The sequence below is a fragment of the Sunxiuqinia elliptica genome (assembly GCF_900113005.1).
Classification (GTDB): Bacteria; Bacteroidota; Bacteroidia; order Bacteroidales; family Prolixibacteraceae; genus Sunxiuqinia; species Sunxiuqinia elliptica.
Map to the genome: position 1 here is coordinate 353,567 of NZ_FONW01000002.1, position 16,235 is coordinate 369,801.

Sequence of the window (16,235 nt, forward strand, 5' to 3'; positions counted from 1 at the left end):
TTATTATTTTTGGAGAAAGAAAAATTAGCAATATATTTGCATCGCTGTTTTCGGGAGCTGAAAGCAGCACGTTCTTTAAAATAAAAGCGAGAATAGCTCAGTTGGTAGAGCACGACCTTGCCAAGGTCGGGGTCGCGGGTTCGAGTCCCGTTTCTCGCTCATCTTTTTTTAAGGATGCCCGGATGGTGGAATTGGTAGACACGTTGGACTTAAAATCCAATGACCATTCACGGTCGTGCGGGTTCAAGTCCCGCTCCGGGTACTTTTTAGTACCGACGCGAGAATAGCTCAGTTGGTAGAGCACGACCTTGCCAAGGTCGGGGTCGCGGGTTCGAGTCCCGTTTCTCGCTCACAAGTAAAGCACTTCATGATTTCATGAGGTGCTTTTTTTGTATATGGCCATTTGTCGATTTTTTATAACTTGATAGTCCATTGATGTTTATCTGATTTATGGACGTGGTTTATTACGTATATCTATTAGAAAGTCAAAAGACCGGGATTTGGTATGTTGGGTTATCTGCTAATCCAGAGGAGCGTTTGGTGCAGCATAATCGAGGGAAGTCAAAGTTTACCAAGGGGCATATCCCGTGGATCCTTTTATATAAAGAAGAGGTTGGTGATTTAAAGGAAGCAAGAAAGAGGGAAAAGTATTATAAGTCAGCTGCAGGTAAGCGGAAATTAAAAACATTGATGGGTAATTAAGAGCTGCAGTGTCCGGTTGCGGGTTCCCTGCCCGGATGTTCCGGTCAGACGGGGAGTCCCGTTTCTCGCTCACCAGTAAAAAGCACTTCATGATTTCATGGGGTGCTTTTTTCGTATCTGGCTTTTTGTCGATTTTTTATAACTTGATTGTTCATTGATACTTATCTGGTTTATGAACGTGGTTTATTACGTAGTAGTTTGCCTAGCATCTTATAAGATGCTGATTACGAGTGTTTTTGTATTTATCTTGTCATATGTCTTGCTAAATCACTTTAATTTAAGACATTACAAATGTCTGATAGTCTGAAAATCTAATGATTTGTTGAGAATAAAAGAAATAGCCTGAAAACGCTGTGTTCTCTGTGGTTAAAAAAAGAAACCAAAGAGTGTCACACAGAGAGAAAAGCACAGCATATCTCTAATATTTTGCCGTAACCGAAATGAAGTATACTTGGTTTGATTGTCTGTTGTCTGTTTTTGCCATCGGAAAATAGCGAGGATTGTTACCCGAATCTTAGCAAAGTTATCCCAATATTAAGCCATTAGGCTTCTTATTTAGAATCTGAACAAATACTTGAAAAAGGCCATGCAATTTTGATAAGTCATATCGTTCAGTATGAAAAAAACGTACATTTGCGACCTGCAAAAAAGAGAAGGACATGGCGTATATAAACAATGTGATGATCATTCGGCATGAATTGATAGTCAGGCTGGTGAAGTTGTTTAACGAAGGTGAACTAAGTTCCAAAATCAATGGCCTGCCGGTTGAGCTGTATCCTAAAAGCAGGAAGCCTCGTGGGCGTTGCTGTATCTATAAAGAACGGGCCATTACCCGTTATAAAATGCTCCCCTTGCTGGGCTTTGAAGTTCCGGAAGGAGACATCGATTTATACCCACTCCAAAATTATGCAGATAAGGCTTTACAACGGGAAGAACAAGCAGATCGGATTTTGACTGTTGTGGATGAAGCTTGCACGGGGTGTGTTCAGGCTAATTATGTCGTTACTAACCTGTGTCGTGGCTGTGTGGCTAGCCCTTGTGTTATGAACTGCCCTAAAAATGCAATTCGCTTTACGCCTACTGGTCAGACTGAAATTAAAGTAGAAGAGTGCGTTAATTGTGGCTTGTGTCAGAAAGCTTGTCCTTACCATGCTATTATTTACATTCCGATTCCCTGTGAAGAGGCTTGTCCGGTTGGAGCAATCAGCAAAAATGAAAAAGGAGTTGAGGAGATTGATGCCGATAAATGTATCTATTGTGGTAAATGCATTACGGCCTGCCCTTTTGGAGCCATTTTTGAGTTGTCGGCCATTATTGATGTGTTGAAAGTAATTGAGCAGAAGCAACAGGTGATTGCAATGGTTGCCCCGGCTATTTTGGCGCAGTATCAGGAGTCTCCCGGAAAAGTATTAGCGGCTATCAAAGCTGTCGGATTTAGTGATGTTGTTGAGGTGGCACGAGGAGCTGAAAAAACGGCAAGTCATGAAGCTGAAGAGCTGCGTGAAAAGCTGGAGCAAAATGTGTCTTTCATGACCACATCCTGTTGTCCTTCCTATGTTGAAGCTGTTCGGAAACATGCCCCCGGCTTGTTACCTCATGTGTCGCACACGCCTTCACCGATGGCCTACACCGCTGAAGAGTTGCGTGAAAAACACCCCAATGCGAAACTGGTATTTATTGGACCTTGTGTTGCAAAGCGGAAAGAAGCCCGTGATTTAGGATCTGTTGATTATGTGTTGAGTTTTGAGGAACTGGATGCGTTGATGACAGGGATGGAAATTAAGCCAGAGAGCATGGAAGCACAGGCTTTGGAAAGCTATACGATGGAGTCGCGTGGATTCGCTCAAAGTGGAGGTGTTTTGAAGGCTGTATTGGCCGAGAAGAAAGTGGCGGATTTCTCCTATGAGCAGATTGATGGGATTGATAAGAAAGCAATCAAGCAGATAAAATTGCTGGAAAAAGGAAAAAATACGGCCCAGTTTTATGAAGTGATGGCTTGTGAGGGAGGCTGTATCAGTGGCCCCGGAGCGAATGTGAAATCAGCGAAAGCGAAGAAGAATTTTATTCTATCAATGAAGTCACTGTCTTAAGCTGGGTTTTGCAGTATTAAATTGATGGGAAAAGGAGATATAAAAGGGCAGCCTGTACTAGCAGGCTGTCCTTTCTATTTTTTGCGAATTAACATCAACCCATCCCGAAATGGGATGATTGTTTGACTGACCCGTGGATCGTCTTTTATTTTTTGGTTGAAAGCCAATATGCCTTTGGTTTGCTCATCTTTCTCATCCAATTTCTCAACCACTTTACCACTCCACAAAATGTTATCGGCAAGAATAATTCCTCCCGGACGAATTTGATCAACCACCAAATCGAAATAGGCAATATAGTCTCGTTTGTCACCATCTAAAAAGACCAGATCAAAAGGTCCTTGTAGTTGAGGAATGATGGTTTTAGCATCTCCTAAATGCTGGATGATTTTTTCGGACAAACCGGCTTTCTGAAAATATTTTTGCGCAATGCTTTCCAGCTCGTCATTTAGCTCAATGGTGTGCAACTGGCCATCATCAGCTAATCCTTTAGCCAAACAGATTGCCGAATACCCCGTGTAAGTTCCAACTTCAAGAATGCGTTGGGGCTGTAGCATCTGACTAAACGTGGTTAGAATAGTACCTTGAAGGTGACCTGAAAGCATTCTGGGGCGAAGAACATGAAGAAAAGTTTCACGCTCCAATTCTTGCAAAACAGGGTCTTGCTCATCGATGTGAGCTAATATGTATTTTTCCAGTTCAATGGCTGTGTCCATTATTCGTAGATTAAAGTACTTAAGCGACTCTCGTTGAAAATTTCGTTGGCGATCTCCTGCAGTTCTTTTCCGGTGATTGCCTCAATTTTTTGATAGATTTTGGGAAGGCTGTCCACCTTGTTGTAGAGCAAGAAACTTTTCCCAAGCGTAAGCATCAAGTCATCACGATTTTCACTCGATAAGGCAATTTGCCCGATAAGTTGTCGCTTGGCTTTACTGAGTTGCAAGGTTCCTAGCTCTTTATTTTTGAGCAAGCGGAATTCTTTGGTAATAAGCTTCAGCGCTCGTTCCAGGTTTTCATGCTCTGTTCCAAAATAAACATTGAATTGTCCCGTGTCAGAGTAGGAGGTGTAGTTTGATTCTACGTTGTAGGCCATGCCATGGCGTTCTCGCAATGCCAGGTTGAGTCGCGAATTCATGGATTGACCTCCAAGAATATTATTAAGCAAAACCATTCCCATTCGCTTTTTGTCTTTTGAGTTATAAGCGATGTTCCCGATCACGCAGTGGGTTTGGAAGGTGTCACGCTTGACACGCCTTATTCCCGGCGTATAATGGTCAAACAAGAGACGTTTGCGAGTTCTGAGATGAGCAGGAATATCTCCAAAGTACTTTTCTGCTAAGTTTAAGAACTTCTCGAACGAAATATTGCCAACTGAGCTCAATACCATTTGATCGGTGTGATAGTTGTTTTGCAAAAAACGGAAAATGTCTTCGCGAGTAAATGATTTTACAAGCTCCGGGGTTCCTAAAATATTTCGGGCGATCGGATGTCCATCAAACAACAACTCATCAAAGTCGTCAAATATTAACTCCGAAGGGCTGTCTTTATAAGAGTTTATCTCTTCCAGTACGACCTCTTTTTCTCGATCCAGCTCTCGGTCAGGAAAGGTACTATTGGTCAGAATGTCGCTAATCAGCTCCATGCTTCGGTCGTAATACTTGTTCAGGAAAGAAGCATAAACTGCTGTTTCTTCTTTCGAGGTATATGCATTAATCTCTCCGCCAACATCTTCGATGCGGCTGATGATGTGGTAGGCTTTTCGTTTTTTGGTTCCTTTAAAAATGACATGCTCTATAAAATGAGCGATGCCTTGCTCTTTGGGGAGCTCATCACGAGAACCTGTATTGACAATAATGCCAAAATGGGCCGCCGGAGATTCCACCTGTTGGTGAATAAGCCGGATGCCATTCTTCAAAATATGGGTATTTATTTTCACGCTAAACTAAATTGGAGTGCAAAAGTAGAAAACGTTCCCGGATTTTTCAATTGATAAATCCATGAAAAAGAAAAGGTTCTGAAAAAGGACTAAATTTTTTCTTATTGAAGGGCAAAAAAATGTTTTGTAGTTAAATATTTTGCCTTATATTTGCCAGCGCAAAACACAACGGTGCCATAGCTCAGTTGGTAGAGCAACGGACTGAAAATCCGTGTGTCCCTGGTTCGATTCCAGGTGGCACCACCGAAAAAGACACAAAAGCCCTGCAAATCTGATACTTGCAGGGCTTTGTTGTTTCCGAGGGGATAACCAAGGGGACACATTGAGATTGATTTTAATCAATCTTTTTCTTCATAATTGAACTCAACTTTGCTTTGAAGAATAATTTCTGATAATATGTCGGTTAACATTCCTTTCTCCAGAGCATTCGCGAATCTATTTTTTAGTTCTGGAATATTTATAATCTCCTCAATACAAGATATATATTTGTCTACTATGGTTCTTACAGGATATTGCGCTTCAGCATTTCGTTTAATTTTTTCTATTAGTATATCTGAATTGTCTTCTGACTTTACAACAAATGTTATTGGAAATTTTTCAAGTTTATCTATGTCTAAAAAATATTTTTTGACATCTGTTGTTTCCGTGACTTGATAAAATCGGCCCAGTGGTTTCATTACGAAGTCTATTCCTCCGTCATTAGCATTCGTCCTTCCTGTTTTGTACAGCTTCAAACTTTCTTCAACTAACTCTGTGGGGTCAAATCCAAAAAAGACTTTTTCGTCAGAGTAATTGTATTTCAAAATTGCAAAACTGACAATCTCAAAGATTCTCGCATCGACATTTGGCTCAAGTAAACCTAATACAAAATCAGACGATTGTTTGTCACTATCGTCTTCAATCTCTTTTAGCTTTTCGCATGTATTGATGAATTTGTCAAATGAATCTCTCTTGGCTTCAATGTATGCATCGATAATCTCAATTATAGATTTTGCGATATTGTATGCTTTTCCGTTGATTTTAATTTTAAGCAAATTTTCATTAAACCAGTATCTATTAGTAGTATCCCTGATTATGGGTATGTATTCACATGTGGGATAATACTTTCTAAATTCTTCATTCATTCGATGATTTAGAGCATGATTTTGGAGTTTAGCTCCAAATGGAAGTTCTCGTTGTCGATTGAAAAGGTCAGAAAATTTAGCTCCTGAATACTCTTTATATCCATCGTTTTTGTCATATCCATTTCGGATATAGTCCTCAACCAACACATATATAGCATATAAATTTGCGAAACTTCCTCTTGATTTTGACCCTCTATTGGCTGATTTTGTCTTAATGTTTAGGTAATTAAGCAATTCGCTGTTTTTGTATATTTCACCTGATAGTTTAGGGAAATTAGAAGCAATGACATTTAAAATTACCTTGGAAAATGAATGGTTCATGTTTTAGAATAATGTGTTAGTTTGTTTATTTTTTATTTCATATGATTTAGCTTCTCGTGCTAACTTCTCGCCGTTTATGCTGTCTAGTTCAAGAACTCTTCTCAATCCGATTTTCACATAATCCTCATTGATTTCTATGCCAATCGATTTTCTTCCCAACTTCTTTGCCATAAACGAAGTCGTAAATGTACCAGAAAATGGATCTAGCACAACATCATTCTTATTTGTGCTGGCTTTAATTATTCTTTCAAGCAGTGCGATGGGTTTTTGGGTTGGATGTTTTTCATATTCTTCCATTCTATATCTAACTCTTGCGAATTCCCAAACATTCCCTGGTGTCTTTGTGGTCTTATATGGTTGAGGTGGATTTTTTCTGTAATCAATAAGCTTTCTTTTTGATCCTGTTTTTGCTTCAACTTGTATATCTTCAGAGTTGAATGTATAGTTGGCTTTGTCTTTTACGCAGTACAAAATAGGTTCATACATAGAGCCGTAAAAGTTCTTCGCCTGCACACCTGAGCTATCGTATGACCATATTATCCTCGACAGTATAGTGATTTTGTCCCTGAGGTATATATCATAGTAAGGCATAAATTGCGTTGACGTCATGATATATAAACTGCCGCTTGGTTTTAATTTTGCCAAACATAGGTCTATCCATTTATAACACCAATCTATATAATCTCCATCTGTCTTCCATTTATCTTTTAAGCCATTGAAATTTTTTCCTATGTTGTAAGGAGGGTCAATGAATATCAAATCGATTGATTCATTGGGTATTTCATTGGTTAAAATTTCAATAGAGTCCCCATGATATATGGTGTGGTCTGATTCCGTGTATTTTGCCATTATGTACGTTTAATTTACTATTACTATTTTCATGGGCAAAAGTACTAAAATAAAAAAAGGACGCCTATCGTCCCTTTTATTGATTTAATCTTGAGGTCTTTTTAAAAAGCCAATCGTAACCCTGCATGAACACCAATGAACTATATCAAGTCCTTTTATTGGTTTTTGATCGGAAAACATTGGTTTGTATCCTGATTTTGTTCCATCACTGCGAGATTTAACAAGGAAATTTACATATCTTTTATCTGTGTCGATAATGTATTTGTAGATTTCGTAGGTTTTTCCGATGTGACTATTATACCAACTGTTCGCAGAACCACCGCCTGTTATTTCAACAAGTGGCAAAACATATTTTTCTTTTGCCACCAATTTGATCGGCTCAAACTGCTTTAATTCTTCTTGTGTGAGCATGTTGTAAAACTGCTCATCATCTAATTTAAATGTTTTAATCATCTTTTGTTTTTTTTTATTGTTCATTATAAATCATTTCGTTTAAATCGTCTATCTCTTCAAAAACTTCACTATCTGGATTGAACTTAAAACCCGTTGCTCTGAAATAATCATGTTCAAGAATTTCGGTGTATTTATCTAACTCTCTGGGCAACATGTCAAAGAATTTGTCTTCTTCATTATCATCCATTAAGTAAGAGGTAAAAAGACGTGATACATCACGTGAGCAATGCCAGGGTAATCTATAGAATTGAACCTCGTTTTTGCTGATGTATTTGGCGAGGTAGCTAATAAGTCCTCTTCGATTACCGCCAACTTTCTTCACATCTACTCCATTATATTTGTCCGTTTCGACCTCTTTTAAGACTTTGTTTCCCTTCTTCTTCTCTGTGAGTAGTGCGGCAGCCATAAACCCATTTACGGTCTTTATAGGCATGAAATCGTTTGTCAAGAGGTGGAAGTGTATTGTTTTATTCTTTTGTCGCTCTGCCACCCATAAATATGATTTTAAGCCGCAGTTTCTTCTAGATCGGGTTAACCAAGTATTGAAGATCTTGTAGGCTACCTCATCAGTTAACCCGACAGGAAAAGAAATAGAATAGAAGGCCAGAAAGTTTCTACTTTTCCCAAGTCTTGCAAAAGCATGGCACTTCTTCTTAATTTTAGACTTATTGAGCTTGTAAGATTTTTTGTTTTCATTTTTAGTTGTTGTTTTCGTACTTCTGTTTTTACTATTTTCAGCTTGCTTGTTCGTTCGCTTTTCAATTTGCTTTTCACTTTGCTTTTTTGCTTCATCTACCAATTCGCCCTCGATTACTTTGAATTTTGACGAACCTCCAAATTTTGATTTCACCGGAGTTTTGTAGTAGACAAGACCTGTATAATTTAGACTGTATGACATTGCTTTGATTGTTTGAAATATTCGGGGGTTAATAAATCCAATAAAGGTTTGAAGGTTATATTAAAGGTTAAATATTGAAAAAGTTAGAGGAAGTCGGGTGCAGAATTTCCCTTGTAGAAGCGCTTTAAATACTTTCGGTTTCTCCGGTTATAGACGTTCATATATATCCATTCAGAATGTTTATTATCAAGGAATTGAACGAAGCCAGATAGCTTATGTACATAAGTCCATTTTTTGACTTCTCCTGTAGAGAGAAACACAACCACTGAGTAATCATTTTTTTGCTTCATAATTACCCCCTTTTGTATTTGAGATTACAGACTTGTTTTAGAGATTCTTCTATTTCATCAGGTTTGTAGAGAATTCTATTTCCTATTCGATAAGCTGAAATGATCCCCTGCTTTGTCCATTCATTGAGCGTTGGAAGGGATACTTTCAGAATTTTAGCCGTTTCAATACGACTGAGGTAGGTTCTGCTTTTACGTTGAACTGAGTTATTAAGAACTTCATCACATTGAACTAGTATTTTGAACTTTTGTTCTACTGTGTCTTCTAGTAGTTGTTTAAAGTCGCGGACATTGATGCCCTGTAAAAAAATTTGCTCCATATTTTTCTTTGTTTAAGAATTAATAGGAGCAAAGATTCGTGTTCTTGAAATAAGGTCGGGCGTTTATTACCGTTTTGGTCGCTTTTTACTGTTTTTTACCGTTTTCTACCGTTTTTGCCTTTTTTCCGCTTTTTGTAGGTGTGTAGACTATTTGAAGAATGGGTGGTTGAGTAATTTGTTTGCGTTTTCTTCTTGGCTGATCTTAATGTATTTTAAGAAACTTTGCTCAGTCTTGTGTCCCGTGATTTTCATAATCGTGATTGTTGGAACGTCGGCTAGATATAGATTTGTAGCAAAACTTCTCCTTGCGGTGTGAGTGGTAATGAGCTGATATTTTGGTTTCGTTTCTCTAACAACCTTGCCTCCTTTTGTAATCGAAGTTTCTATTGGCTTTGTAATTTTTGCAATCTTACCTATGTGTTTGATGTAGACATTCATTTTTTGATTGCTTAAAGCTGGAGGAACCTGATTTTTGTATTTCTTAAAAATTGATCTCACGTACCTGTGTTGTGGAATGATAACAATTTCGTCAGTTTTTTCTGTTCTTATCCTAATCTTGTTTTCATCTATAAAGTTTTCTGGTTTTAGTTGAGAAAAATCTGAGAACCTTAAGCCGGAGTAGCAGCCAATAATAAACAAATCTCTGACTTTATCTAGTTGTTTGTCTCTTTCAAGGTTGAGATTGTAGATATTGTCAAGTTCATCGGTGGTTAAGTAAATGCTTTCTGATTGTTCGCTTATGCGCTTGAACTTGCTGTTTCGATATTCAAAATTCTTATTTATACCTCTGTCTGTTGCTGCATTTAAAAAAGTTTTAAGTACTTGGATGTATTTCCCAATTGAGTTTTGAGAATAGCCTTTATTAATCATAAAGGCGAGAAAGGAATTATAGAATTCGAGGTTTATATCCTGAAAATCAATCTGCTTCTTTTCGTCCGAGTATTGGTTGAGGAATCTTTTTGTTTGGTTGTATGTTTTGATTGTTCCATCGCTTTTTAGTGGCTTGTTTTCTTCGATAAAGCGATCAATGAAAGAGAGCAAGGTTGGCTTTTCTTCTTTATTTATAAATCTGAGTTTTGCATCTAGTTCATCTTTTAGTAGTTTATTGCTTGGTTCTTTTCCGTCATTCAAAATCTTTCGATAAGCATTGTTTGTAGTGGTTACAATGTTTGTTAATCTTTGATTGAATTCGGGGTACTCTGGAAATTTCTTTGTTTCTTTTGCTCTTTGATCTTTCGAGTTCCAAAACTTCACAAGGATTTTCTCTCCAGTTGAATATTTTAGTCGCTTGTTGTTGTAGCTGAAAAAGAGATAAACAAGTGTTTTTTCTTTTGACTTGGGTTCTTTTAAGAAGAAATTAAGTTTAGGCATTGTATTTTTTATTTCAAATATAAAATAAAAAATGGTCATGGGGGACATTTTGGGGGACAGTTATTTTTTACTTTATTTAATTTTAGTTTTTCTATTTTATTCTGCAGATATTGTTATTACTCTGTTTTGCTGTTTGTTCTGCCGTGTTTTGGATAAATGGAGTTCAAAATTGTGGGTGCAGGTGGCACCACCGAAAAGGGGAAGATGAAAATCTTTCCCTTTTTTGTTTTACCACGAACTGTATCCTGCTTTTTCTTCGCCTCAAAAAACAATGGGGACTCAACTTTTTTTTATTTTCTCTACTTTTGTTTTGCGATTGAATGTTTTTCGATCGAAAATCATTTGTTTGTCCAATTCTGAGAATTGGACTTTGTTCGAGGATGATTTTTTTCTCTCTGATATCTTATTGCTTGTTGGCGAATGATGCATCATCTAAAAAAAATAGAGATTGATAGCTCGAAGAGTTGGTTGAGGTTTCTTGAGGGAGACCGGGATGCTTTAGGAAGTCTTTTCCGATTATATTTTTCGGAACTGCTAGCCTATGGTAGGAAGTTTATCCCACCAGACGATTTGGTGAAAGACCACATTCAGAATTTATTTGTACGCCTTTGGGAAAAACGCAGTCAGCTTCGGCCGGTAGACAATGTGAAAGTGTACTTGCTGATTAGTTTAAAGCATGACCTGTTGCAAAGTTTGAAAGCAGAGAAACCCAAGAAAGAGCTCATTGAGAAGATGGATGCCGGGTGGTTTGAGATTTCGGTTGAGGATTTTATGGTTGAAAAGGAACAGGAAGCAGAGCTTGCTCAGAAGGTTGCATCCTGTTTAGCGCAACTCACAGCCCGCCAGCGTGAGGTTATTTACCTGCGCTTTTATCACAATTTTGATTTTCCCAATATTGCAGAAATCATGGATATGAATATTCAGTCTGTCCGGAATTTACTGTTCAGAACTCTGGAGAAAATTCGAAAAGAAGTGGGAGGAAGCGACATTCAACAGTCTGGAAATATTGAATTAATTCTATTAAGTTTATTTGGGCATTCTTCTTCTTTTATCTATTAAACATGTTTTTCTTTTTGTTTCGTTTTTTCTTTTTGTGAACTTTTTTTGAAAAAAAAGTAAAAATAGGTGAGTATAAAGCTTCGATTTAGCCATCTTCTGAATAGAATGTGAAAGAGAATGAAGCAAGACGAACAAAAAATATACGAAAAACTAATTTCAGATCAACGCTTTGTGGCTTGGGCAGCTGGGAAGAATGACGCGGATGACTATTATTGGGAACAATGGAGGAATAGTCATCCGGAATACTTACCCGTATTTGAAGAAGCCTGTGAGACCGTGCGGATGTTCCGTTTTTCAGAGAAGAATTCTTCTCCTGCCGAAGTTGAAAGGCAGTGGAAACAGGCTGAGCAACGGATGTATGCGAAAACTCGAAAGCTAACAGCTCCGAATATTTTGGATTGGTACAAACGAGTTGCAGCCATTTTAATTTTTCCCTTAACGATCGCTGCTCTTTGGTTTTTCTACAGCCAGTTTCAATTAAAAATCGAATTTGAGCGTGTAGCCAACTATCATCATGAACACCAAGTTCAGGTTGAAGCTCCGTTGGGAGGTCAGTTGGTTGCTGAATTACCGGATGGCTCTAAGGCTTGGCTAAATTCAGGCTCTACTTTGAATTATCCGGCCGTTTTTTCGCGGGAAAAGCGGGAGGTAGAAATGTCGGGAGAGATTTATTTTCAGGTTGCCAAAGGAAATGAGCCGTTTTTTGTGAAGAACCTGGGACCGACTATTCAGGTTCATGGAACCGAATTCAACGTTCATGCTTATGAAAACGAAGAGCTTGTTACCGTTGCTTTAGCCGAAGGAAAAATCTCCTTGAATGGCAATGGACAACAACTGGAGTTGATTCCGGGAGAGGTGGTGACCTTTAATCGACGCAGTGAACAGTTGCATAAGCAGAAAGACGACATTTACCCCTATACCTGTTGGCGTGAAGGAAGATATATTTTTCGAAATGCTTCTTTGGGCTCTGTCTTACGAACCTTGGAACGGCGATATAATGTATCGATTGAACTTCGGGGGGGAGAGGAACTAAGTCAAACTAAATACAATGCAACGATAAGTGGAGAACCTTTGCAGCAAATTCTGGAACTATTAACATTCACAGCTCCATTGAATTATGAATATAAGAAGGCTCAGATGTTGGATGATGGAAGCTTTTCTAAAGCAGAAGTCGTTCTCTGGAAAAATAATAATAAAATGGTATCACCGAAAAAATAGAATGCCTATGAAAAAAACAAGGATGCGAAAGTGCTGCGAACACCTTCGCATCTGATTCTTAGTGTTTAATTAGCTTGTATAAATTACTAATCAGTACAAATTTATGAAAAAAAAGAACATGCTACTGCCGGCATTCGGATCCGGTATGCATAAGATCCTTAGAATTATGAGATTAACCATTTTTTTAACCTTGATTTGTGTTATTCAGGTATTTGCAGAAAAAGGATATTCACAGACCACTAGTTTAACGGTTGAGCTTAAGAATGAAACCATTGAGAATGTTCTGCTAAGCATCGAAGAGCAGAGTCGTTTTGTGTTTTTGTATAATAAAGACATGATTGATGTAAAGCGTAAGGTGGATGTTCGCTTTATAAAAGCTAATGTTGAAGAAGTGTTGGAATCCATCTTTGACGGCACAGGCGTAAACTACCGGATTATTGACAATCAAATTGCGTTGAGTCCCGGTTATGAAGATCAAACACAGAATATATCTGTATCTGGGAAAGTTACTTCTCTAAATGGTGAATTTCTTCCGGGAGTAGCGGTTGTTGTTAAAGGAACCTCGCAAGGAACAGTAACTGATTTCGACGGTGCATATTCCTTGAGTGATGTTCCAGCCGATGGAACTTTGGTATTTTCATTTGTTGGAATGAAGGCACAAGAGGTGCCCGTAAATCAAAAAAGCCAAATCGACGTTGTTTTGGAAGAAGAAACCATTGGACTTGAAGAAGTTGTTGCTGTTGGTTATGGCGTTCAGAAAAAGGTCAACTTGACAGGAGCTATTACAGCTGTAAAAATGGAAGAATTGAGCAACATTTCAACTCCAAACCTTTCCAATTCGCTTGCTGGACGTGCACCTGGGGTTAATATTACAGGAACATCAGGTTTAGCAGGAGCAACCTCTAAAATCCGGATTCGCGGAGGATTTGGCGAACCTCTTTTCGTAATTGATGGAATTGTTCGTGAGAAAGAAGCCTTTGATGCTTTAGAAGCAGGAGAGGTTGAGCAGTTAAGCTTTTTGAAGGATGCTGCCACAGCTTCAATCTATGGTTCGCGAGCAGGAAATGGTGTTATTTTGGTTACAACCAAAAAGGGGAAAAAGCAGAAACCAACATTCAACTTTCAATCCTCTTATACAACTTCATCGCCTACACAAACACTACTATCCGATCAAACAACTGCAACGGATGAGTTGATTTATCAAAACCGGGTAGCTGCGTTTAATGGGACAACTCCTCCGAATGGTCCCGAAGAATTTGCCTATTTTGAAAACCGCAGTTATAACGTAAACGATTTTATTTGGCAAAATCCATGGAGTCAGAAGCACTCGTTAAGCGTGGCTGGAGGTAGTGATAAAATTACGTATTACTCCATTGCAAGTTATCGCGGAGAAGAAGGTTCCTATACTTCTTTAGAGCATCAAAAGTTCAACTTACGGTCAAATGTTTCGGCCAAAATTTCTGATGCCATTCAAATCAATTTGAATATATCAGCTAATCAACAAAACCACGACCGTTTCTATTGGCCATTTTCTCCCGATGATGATTATGATGTTTCTGACTTGTACCGGGTTACATTTAACTGGCCTAAAGTGTATCCTTTTTATACTCTTGAAGACGGAACTCCCGCTAATTATGTTACTGACTTTCCAGTGCAAACCCCCATGGGAAGCTGGCTGGCTTGGAGTGTTATTGATCAAATTGTCGGTGATCGCTACATTAAAACGAGGAAACGTGAGCTGAATACGATTTTATCTCTGGATATTAAGTTGGATAAATACATCTCTGGGCTTTCAACGAAAGTCGTTGGAAACTACATTGGTGCTGACTATATGAGGAAGAGATACCTCACATTCCAGAAAAACTACGTGTTTAACCAAGCTGATCCCGATGGCAATCGATTTGTACCTGCCGCTCCTGATCCAAATAAGGTAAATACATTTACATTTAGTCAGAATCAACCCTATTTGAGCTATGAGTTAAATACTAGCTGGAGCTACCAGTTTAACTGGTTTTTAAACTATAAAAAGTCTTTTGGAAAGCATAGTGTTGATGCCATGGCAGTATGGGAACAGAGTGAAAGAGGCCTTTACGGAGCCTACGTTAAAGCAGAAGACCCTGTAACAACTTACGACCAGGACTTTGTATACTCAACAGATTCCGAACGTCGCTATGGTAGAGGTTGGGAAGAAATAGGAGCTCGGCAATCGTTAATTGGACGTTTGAATTATAACTTTAATGAGCGTTACATCGCTGAATTTTCATTCAGGTATGATGGAAATACCTTATTCCCCAAAAGCAAACGTTGGGGATTCTTTCCTTCAATATCAGCAGCATGGCGTATCTCAGAGGAAGGCTTTATGGATGTGACAGATAGTTGGTTAGATGATCTGAAGTTAAGAGTTTCTTACGGAACTACAGGGAATGACTTGGATGTAAATAATGAGAAGATTCGAGCGTTTTCATACACCAATGTATATCAAAATGCAGGGAATTATATTTTTGGTGATGAGCTTTATCGAAGTATTAAACCTGGTGCCACTCCAAACCCGAGCTTAACATGGGCAACGTCAACAACCTACAATGCTGGAATTGATTTTACTATGCTAACCAGTAAATTGTCCGGAACGCTTGATGTGTTCTCCAAAAAGGAGACTGATATTTTGGGTTCACGACTGGTGACACTTCCTGATAACTATGGACAGAGTTTAGCTCCGGAAAACTATGCTGAACGTTCATGGAAAGGTGGCGAATTGACAATTACCTGGCGAGATAGAGCGATCAAGAACCAAGTAAATTATTCGGTCTATGGAAATATTGGCTATGCTAAAGATCAATGGGACGTGATTGATGAAGGAGAAGCTTTTCTACCTGGTGGAAGTCGCGAGTGGGCCTCTAAAATAGGAAATCCATTAGATCGTATTTTTGGCTATAACAGCTTAGGAATTGTTCGAACTCAAGAACAGTTGGATGAGTTACTGGCTAGTGGATTTAAACAATTTGGGCGCGATCCATATCTCGGAGGACTTTTGTTTGAAGATATTCGTGGTGATGGCTATTCGGAAGGGCCTGATGGGAAAATTGACTCCAATGATCAACAATTGTTGTCCGAAAATGCGGCCCCAAGAATTAACTATGGTTTTGGGGTTAGCGCTAGCTGGAAGAACTTTTCAATTGATGCCCACTTCCAAGGCGTTGGTGTTTATGACCGGATGATTAGCAATAAGGAAGGCGCAGGAATTCGTCAGTGGGGAGGAACTGTTCGTCCTTACTATCCAATTTGGACCAAAGATGTTTGGACGCCGGATAATCCAGATGGAGAATACCCACGTCCTGTTGGAAAGAACTGGTATGAGTCAGGAACAGGAGCTAGTTCGTTCTGGATCAGAAATGGAGCCTACATGAGGCTAAAGAACCTGAATGTGGGGTACAATCTTCCAGCTAAGTGGTTGTCAGCAATCAATGTCGCAAGCGCCCAGCTTTTCTTCAATGGTACAAACTTGTTTGCGATCTCTAAAATCAAAGAGTTTCATGATCCTGAGCAGAAAGAGTATGACTCGTATCCTTTGATGAAATCGTTCACTTTTGGACTTGATATTAAATTTTAAAAA

Annotated in this window: 13 protein-coding genes and 4 tRNA genes; 9 read left to right on the top strand and 8 right to left on the bottom strand. The window is 38.7% G+C overall.

Annotated features, from left to right (window positions below; all coding sequences use genetic code 11):
- Positions 1 to 86 precede the first annotated feature (86 nt).
- The 5 genes from BM156_RS06175 (at position 87) to BM156_RS06195 (ending at position 2,792) form a co-directional block, all read left to right on the top strand.
- Positions 87 to 159: transfer RNA gene (locus BM156_RS06175), tRNA-Gly, on the top strand.
- 17 nt (positions 160 to 176) lie between these two features.
- Positions 177 to 262 (top strand) — tRNA-Leu (locus tag BM156_RS06180).
- A gap of 15 nt (positions 263 to 277) precedes the next feature.
- Positions 278 to 350: transfer RNA gene (locus BM156_RS06185), tRNA-Gly, on the top strand.
- 100 nt (positions 351 to 450) lie between these two features.
- The gene (locus tag BM156_RS20920; RefSeq protein ID WP_093918969.1) at positions 451 to 702 is read left to right on the top strand and encodes a GIY-YIG nuclease family protein; all 252 of its coding nucleotides are present in this window, start codon (positions 451 to 453) and stop codon (positions 700 to 702) included.
- 659 nt (positions 703 to 1,361) lie between these two features.
- Positions 1,362 to 2,792 carry a monomeric [FeFe] hydrogenase gene (locus BM156_RS06195; protein WP_093918970.1) on the top strand — a complete coding sequence of 477 codons (1,431 nt, stop codon included), beginning with the start codon at positions 1,362 to 1,364 and terminating at the stop codon, positions 2,790 to 2,792.
- Between the two features lie 74 nt (positions 2,793 to 2,866).
- On the opposite strand, the gene BM156_RS06200 is transcribed toward BM156_RS06195, so the two are convergent.
- Together BM156_RS06200 and BM156_RS06205 are read right to left on the bottom strand one after the other, a co-directional pair.
- Positions 2,867 to 3,505, bottom strand: a complete 639-nt coding sequence (locus BM156_RS06200; RefSeq protein ID WP_093918971.1) for an O-methyltransferase — start codon at positions 3,503 to 3,505, stop codon at positions 2,867 to 2,869.
- Entirely contained in the window at positions 3,505 to 4,725 is a 1,221-nt protein-coding gene (locus tag BM156_RS06205) for a M16 family metallopeptidase (protein WP_093918972.1), read from the bottom strand. Before BM156_RS06205 ends, BM156_RS06200 begins: the two co-directional genes overlap by 1 nt.
- Positions 4,726 to 4,895: 170 nt before the next feature.
- Between BM156_RS06205 and BM156_RS06210 the strand changes: the two genes are divergently transcribed.
- Positions 4,896 to 4,968 (top strand) — tRNA-Phe (locus BM156_RS06210).
- A 95-nt stretch (positions 4,969 to 5,063) separates the two neighbouring features.
- Here BM156_RS06210 and BM156_RS06215 read toward each other — a convergent pair.
- The 6 genes from BM156_RS06215 to BM156_RS06245 all read right to left on the bottom strand — a co-directional run bounded on the left by BM156_RS06215 (position 5,064) and on the right by BM156_RS06245 (position 10,348).
- On the bottom strand, positions 5,064 to 6,170 hold the full coding sequence (locus BM156_RS06215; RefSeq protein ID WP_093918973.1) for a restriction endonuclease: 1,107 nt from the start codon (positions 6,168 to 6,170) through the stop codon (positions 5,064 to 5,066).
- A 3-nt stretch (positions 6,171 to 6,173) separates the two neighbouring features.
- Positions 6,174 to 7,019, bottom strand: a complete 846-nt coding sequence (gene yhdJ / locus BM156_RS06220; RefSeq protein ID WP_093918974.1) for an adenine-specific DNA-methyltransferase — start codon at positions 7,017 to 7,019, stop codon at positions 6,174 to 6,176.
- An 84-nt stretch (positions 7,020 to 7,103) separates the two neighbouring features.
- Entirely contained in the window at positions 7,104 to 7,496 is a 393-nt protein-coding gene (locus BM156_RS06225; RefSeq protein WP_093918975.1) for a hypothetical protein, read from the bottom strand.
- Entirely contained in the window at positions 7,486 to 8,322 is an 837-nt protein-coding gene (locus BM156_RS06230; protein WP_139218223.1) for a rolling circle replication-associated protein, read from the bottom strand. Before BM156_RS06230 ends, BM156_RS06225 begins: the two co-directional genes overlap by 11 nt.
- Before the next feature lie 340 nt (positions 8,323 to 8,662).
- Positions 8,663 to 8,977 carry a helix-turn-helix domain-containing protein gene (locus BM156_RS06240; RefSeq protein ID WP_093918978.1) on the bottom strand — a complete coding sequence of 105 codons (315 nt, stop codon included), beginning with the start codon at positions 8,975 to 8,977 and terminating at the stop codon, positions 8,663 to 8,665.
- A gap of 147 nt (positions 8,978 to 9,124) precedes the next feature.
- Entirely contained in the window at positions 9,125 to 10,348 is a 1,224-nt protein-coding gene (locus BM156_RS06245; RefSeq protein WP_170846878.1) for a tyrosine-type recombinase/integrase, read from the bottom strand.
- Between the two features lie 420 nt (positions 10,349 to 10,768).
- On the opposite strand from BM156_RS06245, the gene BM156_RS06250 reads away from it, so the two are divergent.
- From BM156_RS06250 to BM156_RS06260, 3 genes are all read left to right on the top strand, one after another.
- On the top strand, positions 10,769 to 11,407 hold the full coding sequence (locus BM156_RS06250) for an RNA polymerase sigma factor (protein WP_093918980.1): 639 nt from the start codon (positions 10,769 to 10,771) through the stop codon (positions 11,405 to 11,407).
- A gap of 117 nt (positions 11,408 to 11,524) precedes the next feature.
- Entirely contained in the window at positions 11,525 to 12,625 is a 1,101-nt protein-coding gene (locus BM156_RS06255; protein ID WP_093918981.1) for a FecR family protein, read from the top strand.
- 166 nt (positions 12,626 to 12,791) lie between these two features.
- Positions 12,792 to 16,232, top strand: a complete 3,441-nt coding sequence (locus BM156_RS06260; RefSeq protein ID WP_212733436.1) for a TonB-dependent receptor — start codon at positions 12,792 to 12,794, stop codon at positions 16,230 to 16,232.
- Positions 16,233 to 16,235 lie beyond the last annotated feature (3 nt).